This window comes from Bacillus sp. FJAT-52991, from assembly GCF_037201805.1.
GTDB lineage: Bacteria > Bacillota > Bacilli > Bacillales > Domibacillaceae > Bacillus_CE > Bacillus_CE kandeliae.
Genome location: NZ_CP147404.1, coordinates 543413 through 564106 on the forward strand (window position 1 = coordinate 543413; position 20694 = coordinate 564106).

The 20694-nt window shown below is 39.9% G+C and carries 18 protein-coding genes; 16 read left to right on the forward strand and 2 right to left on the reverse strand.

From position 1 onward, the window contains the following. Positions 1–44 precede the first annotated feature (44 nt). The 5 genes from WDJ61_RS02955 (at position 45) to WDJ61_RS02975 (ending at position 5537) form a co-directional block, all read left to right on the forward strand. On the forward strand, positions 45–752 hold the full coding sequence (locus WDJ61_RS02955) for a response regulator transcription factor (protein ID WP_338753018.1): 708 nt from the start codon (positions 45–47) through the stop codon (positions 750–752). Beyond that, entirely contained in the window at positions 749–1687 is a 939-nt protein-coding gene (locus WDJ61_RS02960; RefSeq protein ID WP_338753020.1) for a HAMP domain-containing sensor histidine kinase, read from the forward strand. The genes WDJ61_RS02955 and WDJ61_RS02960 overlap by 4 nt, the downstream gene beginning before the upstream one ends. Positions 1688–1968: 281 nt before the next feature. Next, a complete protein-coding gene (locus tag WDJ61_RS02965; RefSeq protein WP_338753023.1) occupies positions 1969–2901 on the forward strand; it encodes an ATP-binding cassette domain-containing protein in 933 nt (310 codons plus the stop codon). Beyond that, positions 2879–3625 (forward strand): ABC transporter permease, encoded by a 747-nt coding sequence (locus WDJ61_RS02970; protein ID WP_338753025.1) that lies wholly within the window; start codon positions 2879–2881, stop codon positions 3623–3625. The genes WDJ61_RS02965 and WDJ61_RS02970 overlap by 23 nt, the downstream gene beginning before the upstream one ends. A gap of 403 nt (positions 3626–4028) precedes the next feature. Continuing rightward, entirely contained in the window at positions 4029–5537 is a 1509-nt protein-coding gene (locus WDJ61_RS02975; protein WP_338753027.1) for a malate:quinone oxidoreductase, read from the forward strand. Between the two features lie 255 nt (positions 5538–5792). Here the strand turns inward: WDJ61_RS02975 and WDJ61_RS02980 are convergent, their stop codons facing one another. Further along, positions 5793–6323 carry an ECF transporter S component gene (locus tag WDJ61_RS02980; RefSeq protein WP_338754675.1) on the reverse strand — a complete coding sequence of 177 codons (531 nt, stop codon included), beginning with the start codon at positions 6321–6323 and terminating at the stop codon, positions 5793–5795. Positions 6324–6614: 291 nt separating this feature from the next. Between WDJ61_RS02980 and WDJ61_RS02985 the strand changes: the two genes are divergently transcribed. From WDJ61_RS02985 to WDJ61_RS03035, 11 genes are all read left to right on the forward strand, one after another. Continuing rightward, positions 6615–7550, forward strand: coding sequence for a hypothetical protein (locus tag WDJ61_RS02985; RefSeq protein ID WP_338753029.1), 936 nt, complete (start codon positions 6615–6617; stop codon positions 7548–7550). Between the two features lie 149 nt (positions 7551–7699). Then, positions 7700–8245 carry a DinB family protein gene (locus WDJ61_RS02990; RefSeq protein WP_338753031.1) on the forward strand — a complete coding sequence of 182 codons (546 nt, stop codon included), beginning with the start codon at positions 7700–7702 and terminating at the stop codon, positions 8243–8245. Between the two features lie 29 nt (positions 8246–8274). Further along, positions 8275–8607, forward strand: a complete 333-nt coding sequence (locus WDJ61_RS02995) for a YnfA family protein (RefSeq protein WP_338753033.1) — start codon at positions 8275–8277, stop codon at positions 8605–8607. 624 nt (positions 8608–9231) lie between these two features. Next, positions 9232–9498 (forward strand): heterocycloanthracin/sonorensin family bacteriocin, encoded by a 267-nt coding sequence (locus WDJ61_RS03000; protein WP_338753035.1) that lies wholly within the window; start codon positions 9232–9234, stop codon positions 9496–9498. A 152-nt stretch (positions 9499–9650) separates the two neighbouring features. Continuing rightward, positions 9651–11594 carry a putative thiazole-containing bacteriocin maturation protein gene (locus WDJ61_RS03005; RefSeq protein ID WP_338753037.1) on the forward strand — a complete coding sequence of 648 codons (1944 nt, stop codon included), beginning with the start codon at positions 9651–9653 and terminating at the stop codon, positions 11592–11594. After that, the gene (locus WDJ61_RS03010; RefSeq protein WP_338753039.1) at positions 11591–13531 is read left to right on the forward strand and encodes a TOMM precursor leader peptide-binding protein; all 1941 of its coding nucleotides are present in this window, start codon (positions 11591–11593) and stop codon (positions 13529–13531) included. Before WDJ61_RS03005 ends, WDJ61_RS03010 begins: the two co-directional genes overlap by 4 nt. A 23-nt stretch (positions 13532–13554) precedes the next feature. After that, a complete protein-coding gene (locus WDJ61_RS03015; protein WP_338753041.1) occupies positions 13555–15126 on the forward strand; it encodes a SagB family peptide dehydrogenase in 1572 nt (523 codons plus the stop codon). Positions 15127–15601: 475 nt separating this feature from the next. Beyond that, positions 15602–16282, forward strand: coding sequence for a response regulator transcription factor (locus tag WDJ61_RS03020; protein ID WP_338753043.1), 681 nt, complete (start codon positions 15602–15604; stop codon positions 16280–16282). A gap of 93 nt (positions 16283–16375) precedes the next feature. Further along, on the forward strand, positions 16376–17299 hold the full coding sequence (locus tag WDJ61_RS03025) for an ABC transporter ATP-binding protein (RefSeq protein WP_338753045.1): 924 nt from the start codon (positions 16376–16378) through the stop codon (positions 17297–17299). Continuing rightward, a complete protein-coding gene (locus WDJ61_RS03030; protein WP_338753047.1) occupies positions 17292–18086 on the forward strand; it encodes an ABC transporter permease in 795 nt (264 codons plus the stop codon). The genes WDJ61_RS03025 and WDJ61_RS03030 overlap by 8 nt, the downstream gene beginning before the upstream one ends. 11 nt (positions 18087–18097) lie before the next feature. After that, positions 18098–19000, forward strand: a complete 903-nt coding sequence (locus tag WDJ61_RS03035; RefSeq protein WP_413789047.1) for a sensor histidine kinase — start codon at positions 18098–18100, stop codon at positions 18998–19000. Positions 19001–19185: 185 nt separating this feature from the next. Here WDJ61_RS03035 and WDJ61_RS03040 read toward each other — a convergent pair whose 3' ends face one another. Then, positions 19186–20598, reverse strand: coding sequence for a LysM peptidoglycan-binding domain-containing protein (locus tag WDJ61_RS03040; protein ID WP_338753051.1), 1413 nt, complete (start codon positions 20596–20598; stop codon positions 19186–19188). Positions 20599–20694 lie beyond the last annotated feature (96 nt).

Consider the following 20694-nt stretch of genomic DNA (forward strand, 5'->3'; position numbering starts at 1 on the left):
TGTTAAAGTTGAAGTGTATCTAAATAATATTTGAGGTGATACACGTGAGCCTTTCGAAGATATTGGTGGCCGAAGATGACAAGGAAATTAGTCATTTAGTTCAGAGAACGCTGCAAAATGAAGGATATGAAACAGAAGTGGTTGATAATGGGGAAGATGCGCTGAATTGTATTAAAAGTTTTCAATATGATTTGATCATCTTGGATATAATGCTGCCTAAAATAGATGGATTAGAGGTATTGCAGAACATCAGGCAGCATAAAAATACACCCGTAATGATTTTAAGTGCCAAAGGGGGAGAACAGGATAAAGTGTTGGGGTTAGGGCTTGGAGCTGATGATTATATTTCTAAGCCTTTTTTTATTGGCGAGCTTCTGGCAAGAGTGAGAGCCCAGCTTAGACGTTATCTTTATTTAAATGAAACAAAGAAAGAAGACTCCCAAAAAATTCTTAAATATGATGATTTAGAATTGAACCGAGATACATATTCAGTAGCAATTAAAAATGAAAAGATTGCGTTAACGGCTAAGGAATTTGCCATTTTAGAGCTTCTGTTTACACATCCTGCGAAGGTATTCAGTAAATCACAAATCTTTTCACATATTTGGAAAGAGGATTTTCATACTGATGATAATACTGTAATGGTTCATATTAACCGTCTACGTAATAAAATTGAAGCGGATCCTTCCACTCCAAAATATATACAGACTGTATGGGGGATAGGCTACCGGTTCGCAGGTGAAGAGAAATGATGTGGGCCATCATACTATTGTTGATACTTATTATTCTAGTATTAATTTATGATAAATTTGCCATTAACAAACAGATCATTAAAACCCAAAGAGATATAGAGGAAGCTATATTTAACGACTCCATTACACATTTACGCGTTCACTATTCGAACTCTCAATTAAGAAGTCTTATAGATTCAATGAATCAGTTTATGGAAAAGTATCAGAATAACAAAGAAAGAACGAATTTTCTTGAACTAGAAAGAAAGAAAATGATTACAAATATCTCACATGATATTAGGACCCCTCTAACCTCTATATTAGGATATATGGAGGTTATTTACAGGGAAAACAGCAGCATGAGTGAAGAAGAACGATTGAAATATCTTGAAGTTGTTTATCAGAAAGCACAGAAGTTAACGGCCATCACTGAATCTTTTTTTGAGCTATCACAGCTGGAGGCTGGGGAGATACAGATTAGACCGAAAAGAGAAAATATTGTGGACATCATCCAAGATGTTTTTGTATCTTTTTTTGTTGAATTTGAAAAAATCGGCTTGACTCCAGTGATAAATTTGCCTGATCAACCTTTATATGTAAGGTGTGACAAAGAGGCTGTTGAGAGAATCTTAAATAATCTAATCCAAAATGCACTTAAATACGGATCTGGGGGAAAAGTGATTGGTGTGCAGGTACAGCGTATTGATAATTGCTGCTGGATTGAGATTTGGGACAAGGGAGAAGGCATTTTGGAAAAGGATCTGCCTTATGTCTTTAATCGGCTGTTTCAGTCTGGAAGATCTCGTAGTAATACAGGAAACGGACTAGGCCTCTCTATCTCGAAGAAATTAGTAGAAAAACAAAAAGGACAAATTAGAGTAACAAGCAAGCCTTATGAAAAAACGAGTTTTTCATTCTCATTATTGGCTGATGACGAGAATGAAGAAAATGCTTAGAAACACTTTTCAAATATATAAATATTTATCCCGCATTAACGGGCTGTAAGACCCCCACCGCAACACGGTAGAAGAAGTGTTGCGGTGGGGGGGGCAACAGCCCGTAAACGCCCGATCCGTTCGGGCCTGAACGATGCAGGTTACAAAGGCGTTGCAACAGGACGTTGCGCTCTTAGCCTTTGTTCCTCTTTTAATCAGTGGGAGATGAAGAAAACCCCCACTGATTGAAGTTTCACTTTACTCTTTTGTAGGTGGGTTTCACTAGTAAAAGGAGGAGGAAAATGGACTATGTATTAAGGACATTTGGTCTAACCAAAATTTATCAGGATAAACATGTTGTACAGAATATTAATATGACTATAAAAAAGGGAGAGATATACGGATTAATAGGGAAAAATGGAGCAGGTAAAACAACAACTTTACGAATGATCTTGAATTTAATTAATCCATCCAGCGGAAAGGTTGAACTGTTCGGAAAAAATCCTGCTAAAAACCAATCGATCTTTGAGAAAATAGGATCATTCATCTGTCATTCTAATTTTTATCATAACCTTACAGCAGAGGAAAATCTTGAAATACACCGCCGGCTTATGGGGGTTGTTTCAAAAAAACGTACGGAAGAAATGCTGAAGAAAGTGAATCTCATGCAATATAAAGATAAAAAGGTGGAGGATTTTTCTGTTGGGATGAAGCAAAGGCTAGGAATTGCTAGATCGATGCTGCATTACCCTGAATTCCTTATTTTAGATGAACCAACGAATGGGCTAGATCCTCAAGTAGTGAAAGATTTAAGACAGACCTTGATTCAATTGGCAAATGATTATGAAGTAGCCATCTTGCTTTCGAGCCATATTTTATCTGAGGTTGATTATTTATCCAATGTTCTTGGAATCATTCATGAAGGTCATTTAATTGAAGAATTAAATTATGAAGCTTTGCAAGAAAAGAAGAAGAGATATTTGCAGTTATCCGTAAATGATGTGAAAAAGGCTTCGTTCATTCTTGAGACAGAGTTAAACATTTCAGACTATATCATTTGCGATGGAGGAATTATTAAAGTTTACAATAAGATGGATTCAGCTGAACTGAATACAAAAATGGTTGAAAGTTCTGTGGAAGTATACGAAATGATAAATGCGCATGACTCGCTTGAGAATTACTTTTTATCGATCACAGAGGAGGGGGATCTTATTGATCACTATCCTGCAAACTGAATTATTGAAATTGCGCAGGACGATGGTTCAATGGATGGGTATATGTGTCATTATTATACCTATTGTCTTTAATTTCATATATGTTATTCTTTCAAGCATTATGGGCAATACTACTTTTAATTGGGGCACGGCATTAATATATGCGAACTTTTTGCTGACTGTTCTTATAGCGCCAATCTTCTATGCGGGTATAGCCAGTTATATATTTTCAAGAGAATATCGTGAAGGAACCGCGGAAGCTCATTTTACCTATCCATATAAGAGAACTTCCTTCTTTATAGGGAAAATGATGATTATTTTCCTTTTTATCATACTATCCTGTTTCATAATCTTTAGTGTGAATCTTATCATATGCCTTTTTTTTGCTGATGTTCCTCCGCCACCGCTATTCATAAAAACTGGGATCTTGGATAGTATAAAGATTTCAGCCACTCAATGTGCACTGGTTTGCATCACTATATTGGCCAGCATTGCCTTTAGAAATATAGTGGCAGGAATCCTTACGGCGGTAATTGGCTGTGCTACTGCTATAGCCATGCTCTTTTCAGCAGTAGGAGATTGGCAGCTGCTTAACCCCTACTTTTTTAGCATGGTTGTAACGGATATACAAAATTATGAGCAGGGCTATATTTATTTAGGTATGGGGGCAATAATTATAGTAGGAGTTTTGGCTTTTCTAAGTGCGCTGCATCTTTACAAAAATAATGATATTACAAATAAATAATGTTTATGCGATAAGAAATTCATTCATTTGAATCCCTTTTCATTCAAAAAATTTAACATTAAGTTTGGGAACGCTTACTATAAATAGTGACAAACCAAGGTCTCAATCCTTGCAAGAAGCTAGGTTAAGGATTTGATTTTTGTTGTTCCTAGAACTTTGTGGGCGGAATTCTCCCTTTCCATCAGCTGTTAAATAGCTTATAATGGTGATGTTTTAATGTATCAATAATAATGCTATACTATAAGTAATAATGCTATACTATAAACAATAATGTTATACTATAATTAGGTTATAATTGATGCGGAAAAGGTGTGTGACTAGTTCGCGCCCCGGCTTGCTGTGACGTCTAAGTAGGAGCGCCTACATCCTTTCTGCAAATCTTTAGGGGATAAGGATGAGAAAGATGAGCAACAGAGAGATTAAATCAGATGTTATCTTAATTGGTGCTGGAATCATGAGTGCTACTTTAGGGACACTTCTGAAAGAATTAGTACCGGACTGGAAAATTACAGTATTTGAGAAGCTCGAAAAAGCAGGGGAGGAAAGCTCTAACGAATGGAATAATGCGGGAACGGGGCATGCTGCACTGTGCGAGCTGAACTACACTTCTGAAAAACCAGACGGATCTATAAATATTAGCAAAGCTATAAAAGTTAATGAACAGTTTCAAGAGTCAATGCAGTTTTGGTCTTATCTTGTAAACAGTAATCTGATACGTAATCCGCAAGACTTTATTATGCCATTACCTCATATGAGTATGGTACAAGGGGAAGACAATGTAAAGTTTTTAAAGAAACGTTTTGAAGCGATGACCAACAATCCTTTATTCAAAGGGATGGAATTTTCTGATGACCCGGAAACACTGAAAAAATGGATTCCGCTTATTATGGAAGACCGTCCAGCGGATGAGCATATAGCGGCAACAAAAATCGACTCTGGAACGGATGTCAACTTTGGTGCTTTAACGCGTATGTTATTTGACCACTTACAAACTCAAAACGTCGATGTCGAGTACAAACATAATGTTGAAAGCATTAAACGTAATAAAGATGGCTCATGGGCATTCAAAGTGCATGATCTCGATGGCTGTAAAATGGAATACCATACGGCGAAATTTGTCTTTCTTGGAGCTGGGGGAGGAAGCCTGCATTTACTACAACAATCAGGTATTCCTGAAGGGAAACACATTGGTGGATTCCCGATTAGCGGATTATTTATGGTATGTAAAAATCAAGAAGTTGTTGAGCAACATCATGCAAAAGTATACGGAAAAGCTAAAGTTGGTGCTCCACCGATGTCTGTTCCGCATCTTGACACACGATATATCGATAACAAAAAATCATTGCTATTTGGACCGTTCGCCGGCTTCTCACCTAAGTTCTTAAAAACAGGTTCAAATATGGATTTAATCTTTTCTGTAAAGCCGCATAATATTACAACGTTATTGGCGGCAGGAGTTAAAGAGATGGCATTGACAAAATACCTGATCCAACAACTTATGTTATCGAAAGAACAGCGTATGGAAGAGTTACGTGAGTTTATCCCGACAGCTAAGAGCGAGGAGTGGGATATTGTAGTAGCTGGTCAACGTGTACAAGTTATTAAAGATACTGAAGCTGGTGGCAAAGGAACGCTTCAATTTGGTACGGAAGTGGTTAGTGCCGCTGATGGTTCGATAGCAGCATTGCTCGGCGCTTCTCCAGGTGCTTCTACTGCCGTTCCCGTCATGCTTGAGGTAATAAAAAAATGCTTCCCAGAACACATAAAAGAGTGGGAACCGAAAATTAAAGAAATGATTCCGTCTTATGGCATGTCACTAAGAGAACACCCAGAGCTGATTGACGAAATTCATACTTCAACAGCGCAGGCGCTTGGTCTAAGTCAAAACTTGCCGTTACAGACAGCAGACTAAAGCGCATAATAAGTAGGTGCAAATTTTTGCAGCTATAACCTAAAATGTAACGACTTAAAGATTAACCATATATTATCATGGAATACGCGTTCTAATATTCCATTGAAAAAGGACTTCCTACTTTTTGTAGGAAGTCTTTTTTCTATTTTGAGGGAGGACAAAAACGAGAGCCGACACTAGCTTCTAGTGCCGGCTGCGCTTTCTCTATTTGTTTATCAGCTCTGGAGATACCTAGAGATCGTTCCGGAATGATCTCTATCTAGCAATTTTCTTTAAGCGTCCCGCCAGTGGTAAGACAATGATACCGGCGAGTACGACTTGCATGACGTTTCCAGGGATGGAGCCGAATGGCTGTATCCAGTTGCCATAAAGGATTACTTCAGCAAAATAGTAGCCCACGACTTTTATTATCAGTGCAGCAACAATGGCCAATGTGTGAACGACCACTCTTTTGCCGGACATTTTTTCAGATATAAGACCAGCTGTGTAGCCCATTGCGCCTACGATGACGAATGTAAACGGTGCCCATACTGCCCAGCCGGAGAGAAAATCGAATAAAGCCATTCCGAAGGCGCCTGCGATGGCTCCCGTTTTTCTGCCGTAAACGAACGCTGCTATAAAGAGAGGCACATTCCCGAGATGGATAAGGCCTCCGTTACCCATGATAGGAAGCCTGATGTTGATGAACATGGTCGCTACAAGGGTCAATGTGATAAAAAGGGCATTGATGACGAGGGTTCTTGTTTTCGCCTTAGCTGCACCTGTCGATGAGAGTGTTGAATCCATGCGATAACCTCTTTCTTTTTTACATACTATCATACTCTGAATCAGACACTTAATAAATACCTAATGCTATTTATTTACGCAGGTAATATGAGTGCCTGTCACCATCCAAATAATGTCGAACTTTCTTTGACATTATTCAGGCTGTAATAGGTATCTGTGTTATTGTAAGTATTTTGAATGTATAGGATAATTTAAGAGGTCGGTTCCAAGGGTCGAAAGAGAATAGCTTTATCGTATGAAATCCAAAACACTTTCACAGTAGAATTTATATAAAGAAAGGTTGGGAAGGGTATGAAAAAAATGTTACAAGATTTCCTTGTTGTAGATGCGGATGCACGAAATGAGATGAAAAATGATTTAATGATTGCTGTTCAGAAGAAAGAAACTGCAGAAGAGGTCGTTGCTTTTTTTGAGAACTATTTGATAAATGTGAGACAAGATATCGGTGAAAGTGGATTTTATCGAACAGTTAGTGACTCAGAGTTGCTTTCTGAGATGTTAGAAGTACTTTATGAATGCTTAAACACAGAGATTAATGTTGAATCTATTATTCCGGAAGTCTCCTCTTTTCTCTGTATCGACAAACGTGAAACGGATAAAACAAAAGGGGAATTATATCTTCAGTATCGTGTTACCGCTTTTTTAGATGAAGTTATTCGTATGGGAGAGTCTTTACCGAAAGAAGTTATCGACCGAATCCTTGCTTCGGAACGTTATTATAGTGACAAGCAAACGGAAGAATTCGTATGTAGTATATATTGGAGACTTGCTGAGAGAGGTGTAGATATCTCATGTAAAATTAGTTCTCTTATCACGCGGCTTCATAATAGGGAAACATCCGTATTAGCGAATAATGCACTTTCAGCTCTTTGGGCTGCGATAAAAGGAGGATATTTTGATTCAGTCATACCAAATAGCAATAAAACGTATCGTGTAAATCTATGGAGATTAGTCACTACTTGTGTTGGGATACTTACATCAAAGGATGATGAAGTCCTTCGATTAGGCTCTGTTGGTTGCCTAATTGAAACGGCTAGAACGTATCCCGAAACAAAGAGTCTCATTTTAGAATGTATGGAAAAGTGGGGGATTAAAGAACCGAAACGACCAAGAACGGATGTAAATCGTGATGTACTAGTTCTTTATTCACTTTGCAAAGATCACCCAGGAACAACCTGTTTACCTGAGCGCTATCAAATTACGAAAAAAGGGATTATGATTCAATAGATGGATATTCACATATATCAGAAACGAAAGTTAGGGTTTTACATATTTCAACTATTATTATGAAACGTGTCCAATAATCATCTCTTGACACCCTTATAACAGCTTAAATTGTGTGATACACCACCATTGATAGAGGGAGGATAAGATAAATGGAAAGTTATAGTATGGAATCACATTTTCAAACAATCACCGATCAGAGAATTACTTTTTCTAATGAAATGAATAATCATCTTGATCACCCTTGGATAAGACCTTATAAAGAAAAATGGTCAATAGGTGAAACTTATTATCACTTGTATTTAATGGTTAAAAGGATTAGACAGTTAAATTCAGTTTATATTCCTTTGATGACTCCTGTTGCAAGTATTCGAAAGAAAAAAACATTTAAAACGAAAAGTGAAGATGTTTTTAAAGCATTTGAACAAAAGCATAAAAGAGCAATGAAGGCTCCTTTTCTCTTAATGCCACCAAAAGAATTAGATAAAAGTTATACATTTAGGAATTTGGAACAAATGCTGGAATCAGAGACAGAAAAATTAAAGAAATTAGTAGATCAAATGGATGAAAGAGTAGCTGGTCAGATTTATTACCCTGATCCATACGCACATTATCCTAATTTAATTCAAAGTATTCATTTAATAGCGATTCATGAGAAGCATCACTTTGAAATTACGAAGAAATACTTTAATTTATAATTTGATAAAAAGTTCAGAAAAGGTGAAATATGATTTATACGGTAAGTTTATTCATTCTTGCAGGAATTGCCGAAATTGGTGGAGGATATTTGGTCTGGCTATGGTTACGTGAGGGGAAGCCGTATTGGTATGGAATAATAGGCGGTATTATTTTGGTTTTATACGGAATAATCCCCACTCTGCAAAATTTCCCTTCATTCGGAAGAGTCTATGCCGCCTATGGTGGAGTGTTTATTATTATTTCAGTGTTGTGGGGATGGGGAGTCGATAAAAAAACTCCTGATACTTACGATTGGATAGGTGCAGTCATTTGTTTAATTGGGGTTTCAATCATGCTTTGGGGGCCAAGGCATTCGATTTGATAGATGATGAAAGAGCAGGTGATTCCTGCTCTGTTTGAAAGATTACTCGTCTCTGCCATCACACTCCTTGGGATAAAGCTCAGCCTGTAAAAGTCCCCCAAAGATACACTTAGACAATTACAGGCTGAGTATGATGGCAACAAACGTGTGGAGAAGGTTCAAATTAATCACCTCTTGTAAATCGTTTTCTTTTACTATATAGAAAAGGCTTTATTTGAAGAACTGATCAGGCTATTCTCCGCCATTATCTAATATCTATGACACTGAAAAAATAAGGGGATAGTTATTTGAATTAGTACTCCTCTAACTTCTGTTATATAACTATCCCAATAGTCCTCAATCTTTACATCTCTCTTCTAAAATCAATATGTGGATTTTTAATTTCAAACATCATTTTGGTTCTTACAACGAACTGTGGCTTCTCTTTGCATCAGGATCAAACCCCAATTTAAAATCGAATAAAATAGGCGGTAGCATTAGTAACAATACCCAAACAGAATTCATATTTTGTTGAGGAAAGCTTTCGAATTATTGGTTGAGTCGCTTGTTGCAAAGTTGTTTTCGTTCGGATTCCTTTTTATGTTGTTGAAACAACTTATTAATTAAAATACGGAGGAATGAAATGTGAATAATTTTCAAAATGAGCTTCAAATGTTGAATGTTGGTGATTTCCAGGCGAGCGAGGCTATACCTTGGGATTCAAGTCAATACTATGGGGATCAAGATCGACAATTTGGAGGTTTTTTCCGATGTTTTAGTTGCTTTAATTGTTTTCGTTGTTCTAATTGCTTTAGTTGTTCTAATTGTTTTCGTTGCTCTAATTGCTTTAGTTGTTCTAATTGTTTTCGTTGCTCTAATTGCTTTCGTTGCGGCGGTCGTTGCGGTGGTTAATAATTCTAGCTTTCGAATGAAAAACCCCTTAACTCAACAGGGGTTTTTCTCTAAAAGATTAGACATAAGAGACAAATGACGATACATAGGATTATAGTGCAATGGAAAATGATGCTATTAGATTTGAGGAAAGATGAAGAAGGAGGAGCGGAATGACAAATTTGAACCCTTCTATGCGTCTGAAAGTGAAAAGAGATACTTTTTTTCTCCCTGATCCAAACAGCGGTGTGTATTTTCGAAATAATGTAAGTTCGTTTCATATGAAAGGCAGTACGATAGATCAATGGGTTAACAAGCTGATACCCATGTTCAATGGTGAGTACACGTTGGGGAATTTGACAAACGGATTGCCGAGTCCATATCGAGATCGGGTGTATGAAATTGCCGAAGTTCTTTATAAAAACGGGTTTGTTCGGGATGTCAGTCAAGATCGTCCACATGAATTGGGGGATCAGATTCTTAAAAAGTATGCTTCTCAAATTGAATTTTTAGAAAATTCGATTGATTCAGGTGCATATCGTTTTCAATCCTATCGTCAGACTAAAGTGTTGGCGATCGGCTCTGGTCCATTTTTTGTCTCGTTGGTTTCTTCATTGATTGAATCTGGATTGCCTAAGTTCCACGTGTTGATAACAGACTCAGTACCGACAAATCGGCAACGGTTAGAAGAAATTGTAGTACATGCACGTAAAACGGACCCCGAGATAGCAGTAGAGGAGGTCATCCTGAAAAAGGAGGGGGGAAGTTCTTGGCAGGAGATTGTGCATTCGTTTGAATCAATCTTGTATGTGTCGCAGGATGGTGATGTAGAAGAACTACGAGCTCTTCATAAAATTTGTAGGGAAGAGAAAAAACTATTTATCCCAGCTGTATTTCTAAAACAAGTGGGGATGGCAGGTCCTTTAGTTCATCCAGACTCTGAAGGATGTTGGGAGTCTGCATGGCGCAGCATACATCAATCTGTGTTTGGTAATGGAGATCAATTAAACAGTTTCTCTTCCACTGCAGGAGCGATGTTGGCCAATGTAATCGTGTTTGAGTTATTTAAAAACATTACGAGAGTTTCTGAATCAGATCAGATGAATCAATTCTTTATGCTTAATCTAGATACGATGGAAGGAAACTGGCATTCGTTCATGCCTCATCCGTTAGTAACCGGACGTGCTAAGGCAGAATGGATTCCAGACTTTGATTTGCAGCTCAAACAGAATTCGAGCAGTGGGGAATCGGGCGAGTTGCTACTATACTTTAGTCAGTTGACATCAGCGGAATCCGGTATTTTTCATATTTTAGAGGAAGAGAATTTAAGGCAGTTACCATTAGCACAGTGTCGCGTTCAGGTAGTTGATCCTTTGTCGGAGGGACCTGCAGAGCTGTTACCAAGCATTGTCTGTACAGAACTTACACATGAGAAGGCACGGAAAAAAGCAGGTCTATCTGGAATTGAAGCATATATGTCGCGAATGATCGAAGTGCTCCTTATGCCTCAGAAACTAGAGGGGAGTGTAAAATATGAGGAATTTGTTGGTGTCGGAGCGGGAGAAACAATTGCAGAAGGTGTTTGCCGTGGCTTGCAAAAGTGTCTAACAGAGGAATGGAGCAAACAAAAACAGCTGGTTGATCAGAAGAATGTTGTCTTTCGGATGCAGTTAAGTGATGTAGAAGATGAACGTTGCCGGTATTATTTACAGGCACTGACTACGATACAGGGTACACCAATCATAGGCTTGGGAAAGGAAGTGTCCGGTTTCCCTGTGGTATGGGTCGGTACGAATGATCGTTGGTATAGCAGTGTAGGTTTGAGTACAACTATGGCATTGCAAAAAGCGTTACACCAGGCGCTTATGAATGGAAAAAATCAAACGACACAAGCAATGGCGGATTCGTCTGTGTATCTAGTAGAAAAAGAGCCACAAAGCCTAGTCATCCATCCGAGTGAAGAAATACCTCAGTCCGAGGTCTTGCAGTCCGCTATGCAAGTCTTGGAAAGGAACTGCAAGAAACTCTTTGTTGTTGAACTAACATTGGAACCATTTTTGAAAAAGGAACTGGTAGGTGTGTACGGTATATTGCTACGTGAGGAGGAATCCCTGTGAGTGCAGTCGTAGTGATTGTCGGAGAAGGAATGTTAGCTGACTACGTGTGTGGAGAATTGTCAGCCCAATATCATGTAGTTCGTCATATTGATTTCGAGGCAGGGGTACCTGAAGAGACTGATTTAGTTCTAGTATTGCACGATGCCTGGAAACCTTCTGTTCATCGAAAAGCGGAAGAGGTGTTACGTCCAGCCGGCATCCGTTGGCTACGAGGCTTTATTTCATTTGGAGAAGGCTTGGTTGGACCACTAGTTTGCTCAGATACACCGGGGTGCTCTCAATGCGCGGATATGCGACTTCTCATGGCAGGAAACGACCGTAAAGAGATGTGGGAAATGCAACAGATGCTAGCTAAGGACGGAGGAGTGCCGCGTGATGCGTGGGCATCGAGCATGGGGCTTTTGCAAATGGCCTACCTACTTAGTGCAGAGGTACAGAGGATATTGCAAGGTGATGAGGCATACTCGGAAGGACGGGTATATTTAATCAATCTGAAAACACTAAAGAGTTCATGGCATACTTTTCTGCCGGATCCACTATGTCCAGTTTGTAGTGAAATACCTGACGACTCACCAGCCGCGGCCCGAATTTCATTAACATCAAGTCCTAAGATTGAAGGAAGTTACCGCTACCGTTCGATGGATGATCTAAATAAAGTTCTAGTTAAAGACTATCTGGATCATCGGACGGGCGTTTTGAATGGGAAAATGTATGACCTTGTACCGCCTTTTGCTGATGTAGGTGTAAATTTGCCATTATTCTCAGGGGACGAGGGAGTAGCAGGGCGGACTCATTCATATGCGATAAGCGAGTTAACTGCTATTTTGGAGGGATTGGAGCGGTCTTGCGGTATATCCCCTCGTGGGAAACGGACAGTTGTCCATAATAGTTTTAATAACCTGAAAGATCGAGCCCTCAATCCTATTAAAGTAGGAGTGCACGCGAAGGAACAGTATGCACGGTCCGATTTTCCATTTGAACAGTTTAATCCTGATCGCCCGATGAACTGGGTATGGGGCTATTCGCTTTTGGAAGATCGTCCAATTTTGGTTCCAGAGTTGCTTGCCTATTACAGCTTGGGGTGCGGAAAAGGATTTGTCTATGAAACTTCTAACGGATGCGCATTAGGAGGGAGTCTAGAGGAAGCCATTTTCTATGGTATTTTGGAAGTGGTGGAACGTGATTCGTTTCTGATGACTTGGTACGCAAAACTGCCCCTACCTCGTCTTGATCCTTATACGGCTAACGATCAAGAATTGCAGTTGATGATTGACCGTGTACGGGTAGTGGGGGGATATGATCTGTATTTTTATAACTCGACAATGGAGCACGGAATTCCAAGTGTTTGGGCGATAGCAAAAAACAGGAAGAAAAAGGGGTTGAATATCATCTGTGCTGCTGGAGCTCATCTTGATCCAGTACGGGCGGTGAAAAGCACGATTCATGAGTTAGCTGCTATGATGCTTACCCTTGATGAGAAATTAGAGACGAACCAAGAAGAGTTTGTGCGAATGCTGCAAGATCCTTCCTTAGTGCAGAAGATGGACGATCATGGGATGTTGTACGGTTTGCCGCAAGCGCAAAAGCGCCTGCAGTTTTTGCTAGACGATAATCGTCCGTTGCGATCGTTTGATGAGGAATTCAAGTGGAAGTCGACGCATGCAGATCTGACCGATGATCTGAAGGATATTCTTCAGAAGTTTCGTCAATTGAATCTCGATGTGATTGTGGTGGATCAGTCGACATCAGAAACGAGACGAAACGGACTATATTGCGTGAAAGTGCTAATTCCTGGGATGTTGCCAATGACATTCGGACATCATCTTACGAGAGTAACGGGACTGGAGAGGGTGCTACTGGTACCAATGGAACTTGGATATTCGAAGCAACCGCTGACACTTGAACAGCTCAATCCACATCCACATCCGTTTCCATAAGCAGTAGCTAGGAGGGTAGGAGGATGGATCTAGAGACATTTCTGCACAATCTACATTTTGACGTTGACAAGGTAAGCCCAACGGACTGGGAAGTGGATTGGGAAGACGCACCGCTTCCGTATAAGCTCTACCGTGGTTTGCCTGTATTTCCATTATCTCTGGAAGTACCACTTACGCTTGAAGAATGGGAAGCACCAAAAAAGCCTAACACTCGGAGAATCAGTCATTTTCTCTGGTATGTATTTGGCCTTACTCAAATGTCCCAGTCAGTCTTTCCTAGCACAAATCAAGGGTCGGAACTCATGCAGTCGTATCGGCGGTTCGCTCCTTCTGGTGGGGCGCTGTATCCAAACGAATTGTACGTGTATCTAAAGGTGGAGGATTTGCCTAATGGGATATACCATTATGATGTGGCACACCATCGCTTGATATTGTTGAGAGAAGGTAACTTTGATTCATATATAGCCAAGTCTCTTGGCAATCGCTGTGATTTGTCAGCTTGTTTTGGTACGGTTTTTGTGTCAACAATGTTTTGGAAAAACTTCTATAAATACAATAACTTTGCCTACCGTTTGCAAGGGTTGGATGCTGGTGTGCTGATTGGACAATTACTGGAAGTAGCCAAACGGTTTGGTTTTGTTTCGGGGGTGTACTTCCAATATCTCGATCGGGCGATCAACCATCTACTTGGACTAAATGGAGAAGAGGAGAGTGTGTATGCAGTTATCCCGCTAACAGTGGAACCTATGATTTGGTTGACTAACAGGGGAGGTAGAGATGAGCTTGTTTCTGCTAGCGAACTATGTCGAGAGTTGGAAGCTATTCAAAATAATCACTACGTCCGATCACAGCGAATCAAAACGTTTCCGATGTTAACGAAGATGAATGAAGCGTCTATACTAGAATCAACTCAATTATTTCGGCAAATAAAGGAAAGGGAAAAGTTGAATGGTGCGAGTCAAGTGGTAACTCTCCCTCGTATGAAGCGATTATCGTATGATCTAGCGTCGGTTTGTCATAAGCGATTTTCACCGGATATAGATTTTATTCTTGGGGAGATTAGTCAATCGCAGTTGGCCACTCTGCTACAGGAAGCAACGTCTGCGTACTTGTATCGAAATGATTTGGATGAAGCACATAAGGTGCAAGAGTCCCGTGTTTCACTGTCTGTATGTTTGAATAATGTTGAAGGTATTCCAGATGGTGCTTATCATTATGATAGCGCTGATCATGCGTTACGACAGGTAGATATCGGTGATCATCGACTCCATTTACAATCCGGAATGTCTATAGGTAATGTGAATTTATTCCAAGTGCCACTTTGCTTTCATGTGACAGGAGATAAAGATCACTTAATATCGGAATTGGGGTACAGAGGATATCGTATTCAACAAATGGAAGCGGGAATGCTCGTGCAACGATTACTGTTAGTAGCGTCAGCCCTTGAGATGGGAGGACATCCACTACTTGGGTTTGATGCGGAATTGTGTGATGAAATATACAAGATGGATCAACAAGGAAACACCAGCCTAATCGAAATCCCAATCGGTCCCTATCGACCTCGACCTTGGTTAAAGGGGAGTTTGCAAAGCTAAGTAAGGTGAGAAGAAAGCTATTTCAACGGCTAAAATGTCCACAGGAACATTTTAGCCGTTGAAATAAATGGAAGAACCATTAGGCGGTTACCACTACTCTTGTCATGAATGATCGACTGTAAGCACTCAGGGCATGTGGAGTCTGTGCGCTATGAACTTAAAGATAATTAATAAAAGATGTAACAGTGAAGAAAGAGGGTGACACTAAAAAGTAGTTGAAAAACGACTTTTTGGTGTCGCCCTTTTTTTCTATTTTACGAGTTTGAAAGCGACCATTGGAACAATGAACACTAATATTTTGTTTAGAGATTTTTAAGACCTCACCCTAATGTAATTAAATAGTATTATCTGATTTTTATTAAATGGTAAAATAATGCTAGTGATTAAACGTTTAAAAGGAGACGGATTTGTTTGCTGAAACTTTTTATAACTAGGCATGAAGAGACTAGATGAAAAACCAGGAGGAATTTGAGCGATGAAGACGATCTTGATTATTGAAGATAACGAGGATGTAAACCTTATGCTGGCAGAAGCCTTGACTGATGCAAATTATGAGGTGAAATCCATTTATACGGGAACAGATGGTATCAGTGAAATCCAAAATCATACGTATGACTTGATTTTGCTTGATATTATGCTTCCTTATAAAAGTGGTGATGAGATACTCAAAGAAGTACGGTCATTTTCTGATGTGCCTATTATCATCATTTCTGCAAAGGATATGGTTAGCACAAAAATAGACCTTTTGAAGGTCGGTGCGGATGATTATATCACGAAGCCTTTTGATTTGGGTGAGGTGGTTGCACGAGTTGAGTCCAATTTGCGGCGTTCTCATAAGCAGATACAGGGGAGCAAGCTGTTTCAGTATAAGGATTTAACGCTAGATGATCATGCAAAGCGTATTACTGTTGGTGATATGGAGATTGAACTGACAGCAAAAGAGTATATGATATTGGAACTGCTGCTTAAACAAGGTGGCAAGGTTTTTACAAAAGCGAACCTCTATGAATCTGTTTGGCAGGAGGACTATCTTGGTGATGACAATGCGGTGAAAACCCATATTAGCAATTTGCGTAATAAGTTGAAAAAAGCAAATCCAAACGAGGAATATATTGAAACGGTATGGGGCTTAGGCTATCGCTTACATAAAGAGTAAATTATCTCTTTCTTGACAATTTCCTTGTCGTTCTTAACCTTTTCTAAACCTTTAAGCATTACACTTGATGATGGAAAGGACAGGTGAACGAAAATGCGTAAACACGTTTTGAAAATAAATAACCTGACGAAAAGCTATCATGGTGTCAATGTGTTGCATGATGTGTCGGTGACTTTAGAAGCTGGTAGAATATACGGCTTAATTGGAAGGAACGGCGCCGGAAAAAGCACGTTAATGAAGATTGTATCGGGACTTAGTTACCCTACAAGCGGCAACATTGAGCTTTTCGGTCATACCGGGGAAAAAGCTTTGCAGGTTGAACGGAAAAGGCTTGGGTGTATGATTGAGCATCCTAGTTTTACTCCAAATATGACTGCAAAGGAAAATCTTACACGTCACAGAATGATGCGAGGTATTCCCAATAAGGAAGTTGAAGATGAATTATTGGAGCTTGTGGGTCTCGTAAATACCGGGAAAAAGAAAGCGAAAAACTTTTCACTTGGCATGAAGCAGCGTTTAGGTATTGCGATCGCCCTACTTGGCAGCCCTGAATTTTTAATTTTGGATGAGCCGACCAATGGGCTTGATCCGGTGGGTGTCGTAGAAATCCGTAATCTGCTCAAAAAACTGAGTGAGGAGCGGCAAATGACCATTCTCATCTCTAGCCACAATTTGCCGGAATTATATCAAGTAGCGACGGACTATATCATTATCAATGATGGCGAAATCAAACAGGTACTTACCCTTGAACAGCTGGATGAATGCTGTAAACATCATCTTCTTATTAGCTGTAATGAGTCGGAAAAACTGGTGAGCGTTCTAGAAATGGAATTGCACACTACGAACTATAAGGTAATGCCCGATAAAACGGTTAAGCTATATGATTATCTAAACGAAAAAGAGCGAGTGTCGAGAGTCCTCTTTGAAAATGGCCTTGTCGTTACCAATCTTTCAAACGAAGGAGATACACTTGAAAACTACTTTCTTTCTGTTGTAGGAGGTGATCACAATGCTTAACTTAATTCGGGCCGATTTATTTAGCTTGCGTAAATCAAGGGCCATCAAGATTTTATTTGCCATTACAACTGTAAGTGCCGTGGTCATGGCGATGATGGCTTATCTGATACCGCAGGGGAAGATTGAAGACAGCATGACTGGAATCGGGTTCATGTTCTCTGACGTAAATGTGATCAGCATTCTCGGAGCTGTGATCGCAGGTGTTTTTATCTGTGGTGATTTCGATAATAAAATCATTCATGATGCTATTGCCAATGGCTGTAGCAGAGGGGCTGTCATCGTTAGTAAGGCAACTTTATTCTGCTGTGCCATCATGTTTATTCTGCTTCCTTATGCTATTGTAACAGGGATTGCTCTTAGTACAGGTTCTGAGTTTAGTATGGGAGCCGTAGCTATCGGCTTCTTGCATACACTGACGTCCTATAATGGTACATTCTCTTTATCAGAGGTATGGAATATGTTAGCTGTCACGTTCAGCTTGATGATTGTATATGTGGCACAATTGAGTGTTTGTTTAGCGTTTGCTTTTGTGTTTAAGAAGCCCGTCCTTGTCGTTGCTGTTTATTATGGGTTTTCTATTCTTATTGGGAAGTTAGCGAGTATAAGCGATAGTTCTCCAGTGTTCGATCGTATTTTCTCCTGTACGCCATATAAAGGTGACTATGTTTTTATGACATTGGATACGGGGGCAGGAGAAATGGTGAAGGCCATCGCTGTTAGTTTAGTATTTATAATCGTCATGCTTATTATTACTTACAGCGTATTCAGAAAATCGGAAATTAAGTAGCTGAAAGGTTGGTGAATAGGTTGGCAATTGCGGTTGGCGTTTTGGTTATTGTTATTATTTTGCTTTCCTTGTATATCGTTTTTCTTCAACTGCAATTGCGCAATATTAATCGGCAGTTGGATAAACGACTAGCTGAACATACACGTCAGCCGATCAGCTTGGAACTGCTTAACAGAGAGCTTAATGCTTTAGCTATCAATATTAACAAATGCCTTAAGGTGGAGGAAACCCTCCGCCTTAAAGGCATTCGTGAGGAGAAGCGGTTTAAGGAATTGATTGCGAATATTTCCCATGATTTACGCACGCCGCTCACTGCTATCAAGGGCTATCAGCAACTTGTAGAAAAGGGCGAGCTCTCCGATGACCAAAGAAGAAAACTGCAAGTGGCGCAGAAACATGCGGATGAATTGGGAAATCTGATTGAACATTTCTTTGAATATTCCTACCTGCTTAATGTCAAGTCGGAATCGAATATTGAACGAATCAATGTAACAAATCTTGTCACAGAATGTGTTGCCGCTTCTGTCACTATTTTTGAGGAAAATCATCTGAAAGTCTGTATGGAGGAAGCGCCGCCTGTGTTTGCTCTTATAGATAAAGAAATGACAATCAGAATCATTCAAAATCTGATACGCAACTGTGCCATACACTCCGATGGTGACGTAGTGGTACGAGTTCAAAGTAATGAGAATGCAGTCATTTCATTCAGTAACCCTGTAAAAGATGCTGCTGAAATAGATGTAAACCAGCTATTTGACCGCTTTTATACGGCTGATAAGGCAAGGAGAAAAGCAACAGGCTTAGGATTATCGATTGTTAAGCTGTTAGCAGCACAGATGGGCGGTAGCACAATCGCCGAGCTACAAGGGAATATAATCTCAATAAGGGTCGAACTTCCGTTGAGTGATCATTAATCTATGATTAAATTGGTTAATTAGAAGGTAATAATTAGTATTTGAGGGCGCTAGAGTTGATATAGGAGAAGGTGTAAATGGTACTGTCAAAGCTGTAGACTATGGATGGAGATGAAGAGGGGGAAAAGTCGTTTTTTAACGCTCTTTTGCCCCTTCTCTTGTTAGTAACGACCAACAGGATAAGCCTAACGCAATTTCCGTATTCTAAAGTTCCCTTCAAGCAGTACCCAATTTTGTGGGAATGGATAACCGAGTACCCAGTAACTAATTCCCCGTAAGCCGTAGTTCTTCGCTAAATCAAATTTTGCCTGGGCGCTACGGGCATCTTCAAACCAAACTTCATGCTGACGTCCTTTTTCATCCCAATAGCGATAAAATGGAGATTGGGCTACTCGGTCATATTGAATCGTGGCATTGTATTTTACGGCCCGACGGATAGCTTCTTGCATATCAAATGTTTCGGCCTCTTGACCCTGAACGTGGGGGAGGAGCCAGTCGCGAGCGTATACCTGGAAGCCCATAAAAATTTTATTTCTTGGGATCACCGTTACGGCATAATCGAGAACACGTTTAATTTGGTTAAGGGGAGAGATCGCCTGTGGAGGTCCGAATCGATATCCCCATTCGTAAGTCATCAATACAATGAAGTCGACGATTTTTGCTTGAGCGGCATAATCATGAGCTTCATATAAAATTCCTTTTTGATCGGAACTTGTTTTAGGTGCAAGTGCAGTTGAAACTGAATATCCTTTTGGACGCAAACGGTCCACCGCGCGCTGCAAGAATTGGTTATACAGCTCACGATCAGCTGGGAATACATTCTCAAAGTCAACGTTTAGTCCGATATATCCTTTCGTCCGCATCGTGTTTTCGATATTGGTTAATAACCGGTTTTGCACCTCTGTACTTGAAAGAATGGTATGAGCCAAACGGGAACCGGGGTCTTCACTTGTAAAGTTCGTGATACACATTAATGGAACGACTCGCTTAGCTTCAGCTGCTTGAAGGATAGAGGCATCATCAATCGGCTCTAGTCCGCCGTCTGCTTTCATAATATAAGCAAAAGGGGAAATGTAAGTTAAATATTGTCCAACCTCACGAACTTCTCTTCCTCCTTGTTCTCCCTTATTGATCGTATAGGCATTTACATCAATGATCGGCTTAGGAAAAGGAATGACTAATACCATCCCCGTATAAATAAGATTGGGATTTTGAATTTGATTGGCTTTCATAATTTCCTGAACAGTTACACCATAACGTTGAGCGATTTGCCGTAAATTCTCTCCGGGCTGAACCGTATACGTCCGAGGCGGAATGATTAACACCATTCCCGGATAGATGTTAGAAGGACTACTAATTTGGTTTGCCCGAACAATGGCTCTGACTGTCACTCCATATCTTTGTGCAATCTGCCATAACGTTTCTCCAGCTCGAACAGTATGTTGACGAGCAGCAATAGGAATGATAAGCGACTGACCAATAAGTAATCGATTAGGATTGGGCAGTCCGTTTGCGGCAATCATTTGTGAAACACTGACACCATAACGACTAGCTATGCTCCATAATGTCTCGCCTCTTTTTACCACATGAATAATCATAAGTACCTCCTGAATTTTCAATGTATACCTATATGTATGCCATTGAACTTTAATCTAGAAAAATGATTTGGACGCTCTGTACAAACGGAGAAGAAA

Bases quoted from the DNA above. Each gene is read 5' to 3' on its own strand.
- WDJ61_RS02965 (WP_338753023.1), top strand. From the start codon at position 1,969: ATGGACTATGTATTAAGGACATTTGGTCTAACCAAAATTTATCAGGAT.
- WDJ61_RS02990 (WP_338753031.1), top strand. From the start codon at position 7,700: ATGGAAAGTTATAGTATGGAATCACATTTTCAAACAATCACCGATCAG.
- WDJ61_RS03005 (WP_338753037.1), top strand. From the start codon at position 9,651: ATGACAAATTTGAACCCTTCTATGCGTCTGAAAGTGAAAAGAGATACT.
- WDJ61_RS02980 (WP_338754675.1), bottom strand. From the start codon at position 6,323: ATGGATTCAACACTCTCATCGACAGGTGCAGCTAAGGCGAAAACAAGA.
- WDJ61_RS02985 (WP_338753029.1), top strand. From the start codon at position 6,615: ATGAAAAAAATGTTACAAGATTTCCTTGTTGTAGATGCGGATGCACGA.
- WDJ61_RS03025 (WP_338753045.1), top strand. From the start codon at position 16,376: ATGCGTAAACACGTTTTGAAAATAAATAACCTGACGAAAAGCTATCAT.
- WDJ61_RS02960 (WP_338753020.1), top strand. From the start codon at position 749: ATGATGTGGGCCATCATACTATTGTTGATACTTATTATTCTAGTATTA.
- WDJ61_RS03040 (WP_338753051.1), bottom strand. From the start codon at position 20,598: ATGATTATTCATGTGGTAAAAAGAGGCGAGACATTATGGAGCATAGCT.
- WDJ61_RS03030 (WP_338753047.1), top strand. From the start codon at position 17,292: ATGCTTAACTTAATTCGGGCCGATTTATTTAGCTTGCGTAAATCAAGG.
- WDJ61_RS03015 (WP_338753041.1), top strand. From the start codon at position 13,555: ATGGATCTAGAGACATTTCTGCACAATCTACATTTTGACGTTGACAAG.
- WDJ61_RS03020 (WP_338753043.1), top strand. From the start codon at position 15,602: ATGAAGACGATCTTGATTATTGAAGATAACGAGGATGTAAACCTTATG.
- WDJ61_RS02995 (WP_338753033.1), top strand. From the start codon at position 8,275: ATGATTTATACGGTAAGTTTATTCATTCTTGCAGGAATTGCCGAAATT.
- WDJ61_RS02975 (WP_338753027.1), top strand. From the start codon at position 4,029: ATGAGCAACAGAGAGATTAAATCAGATGTTATCTTAATTGGTGCTGGA.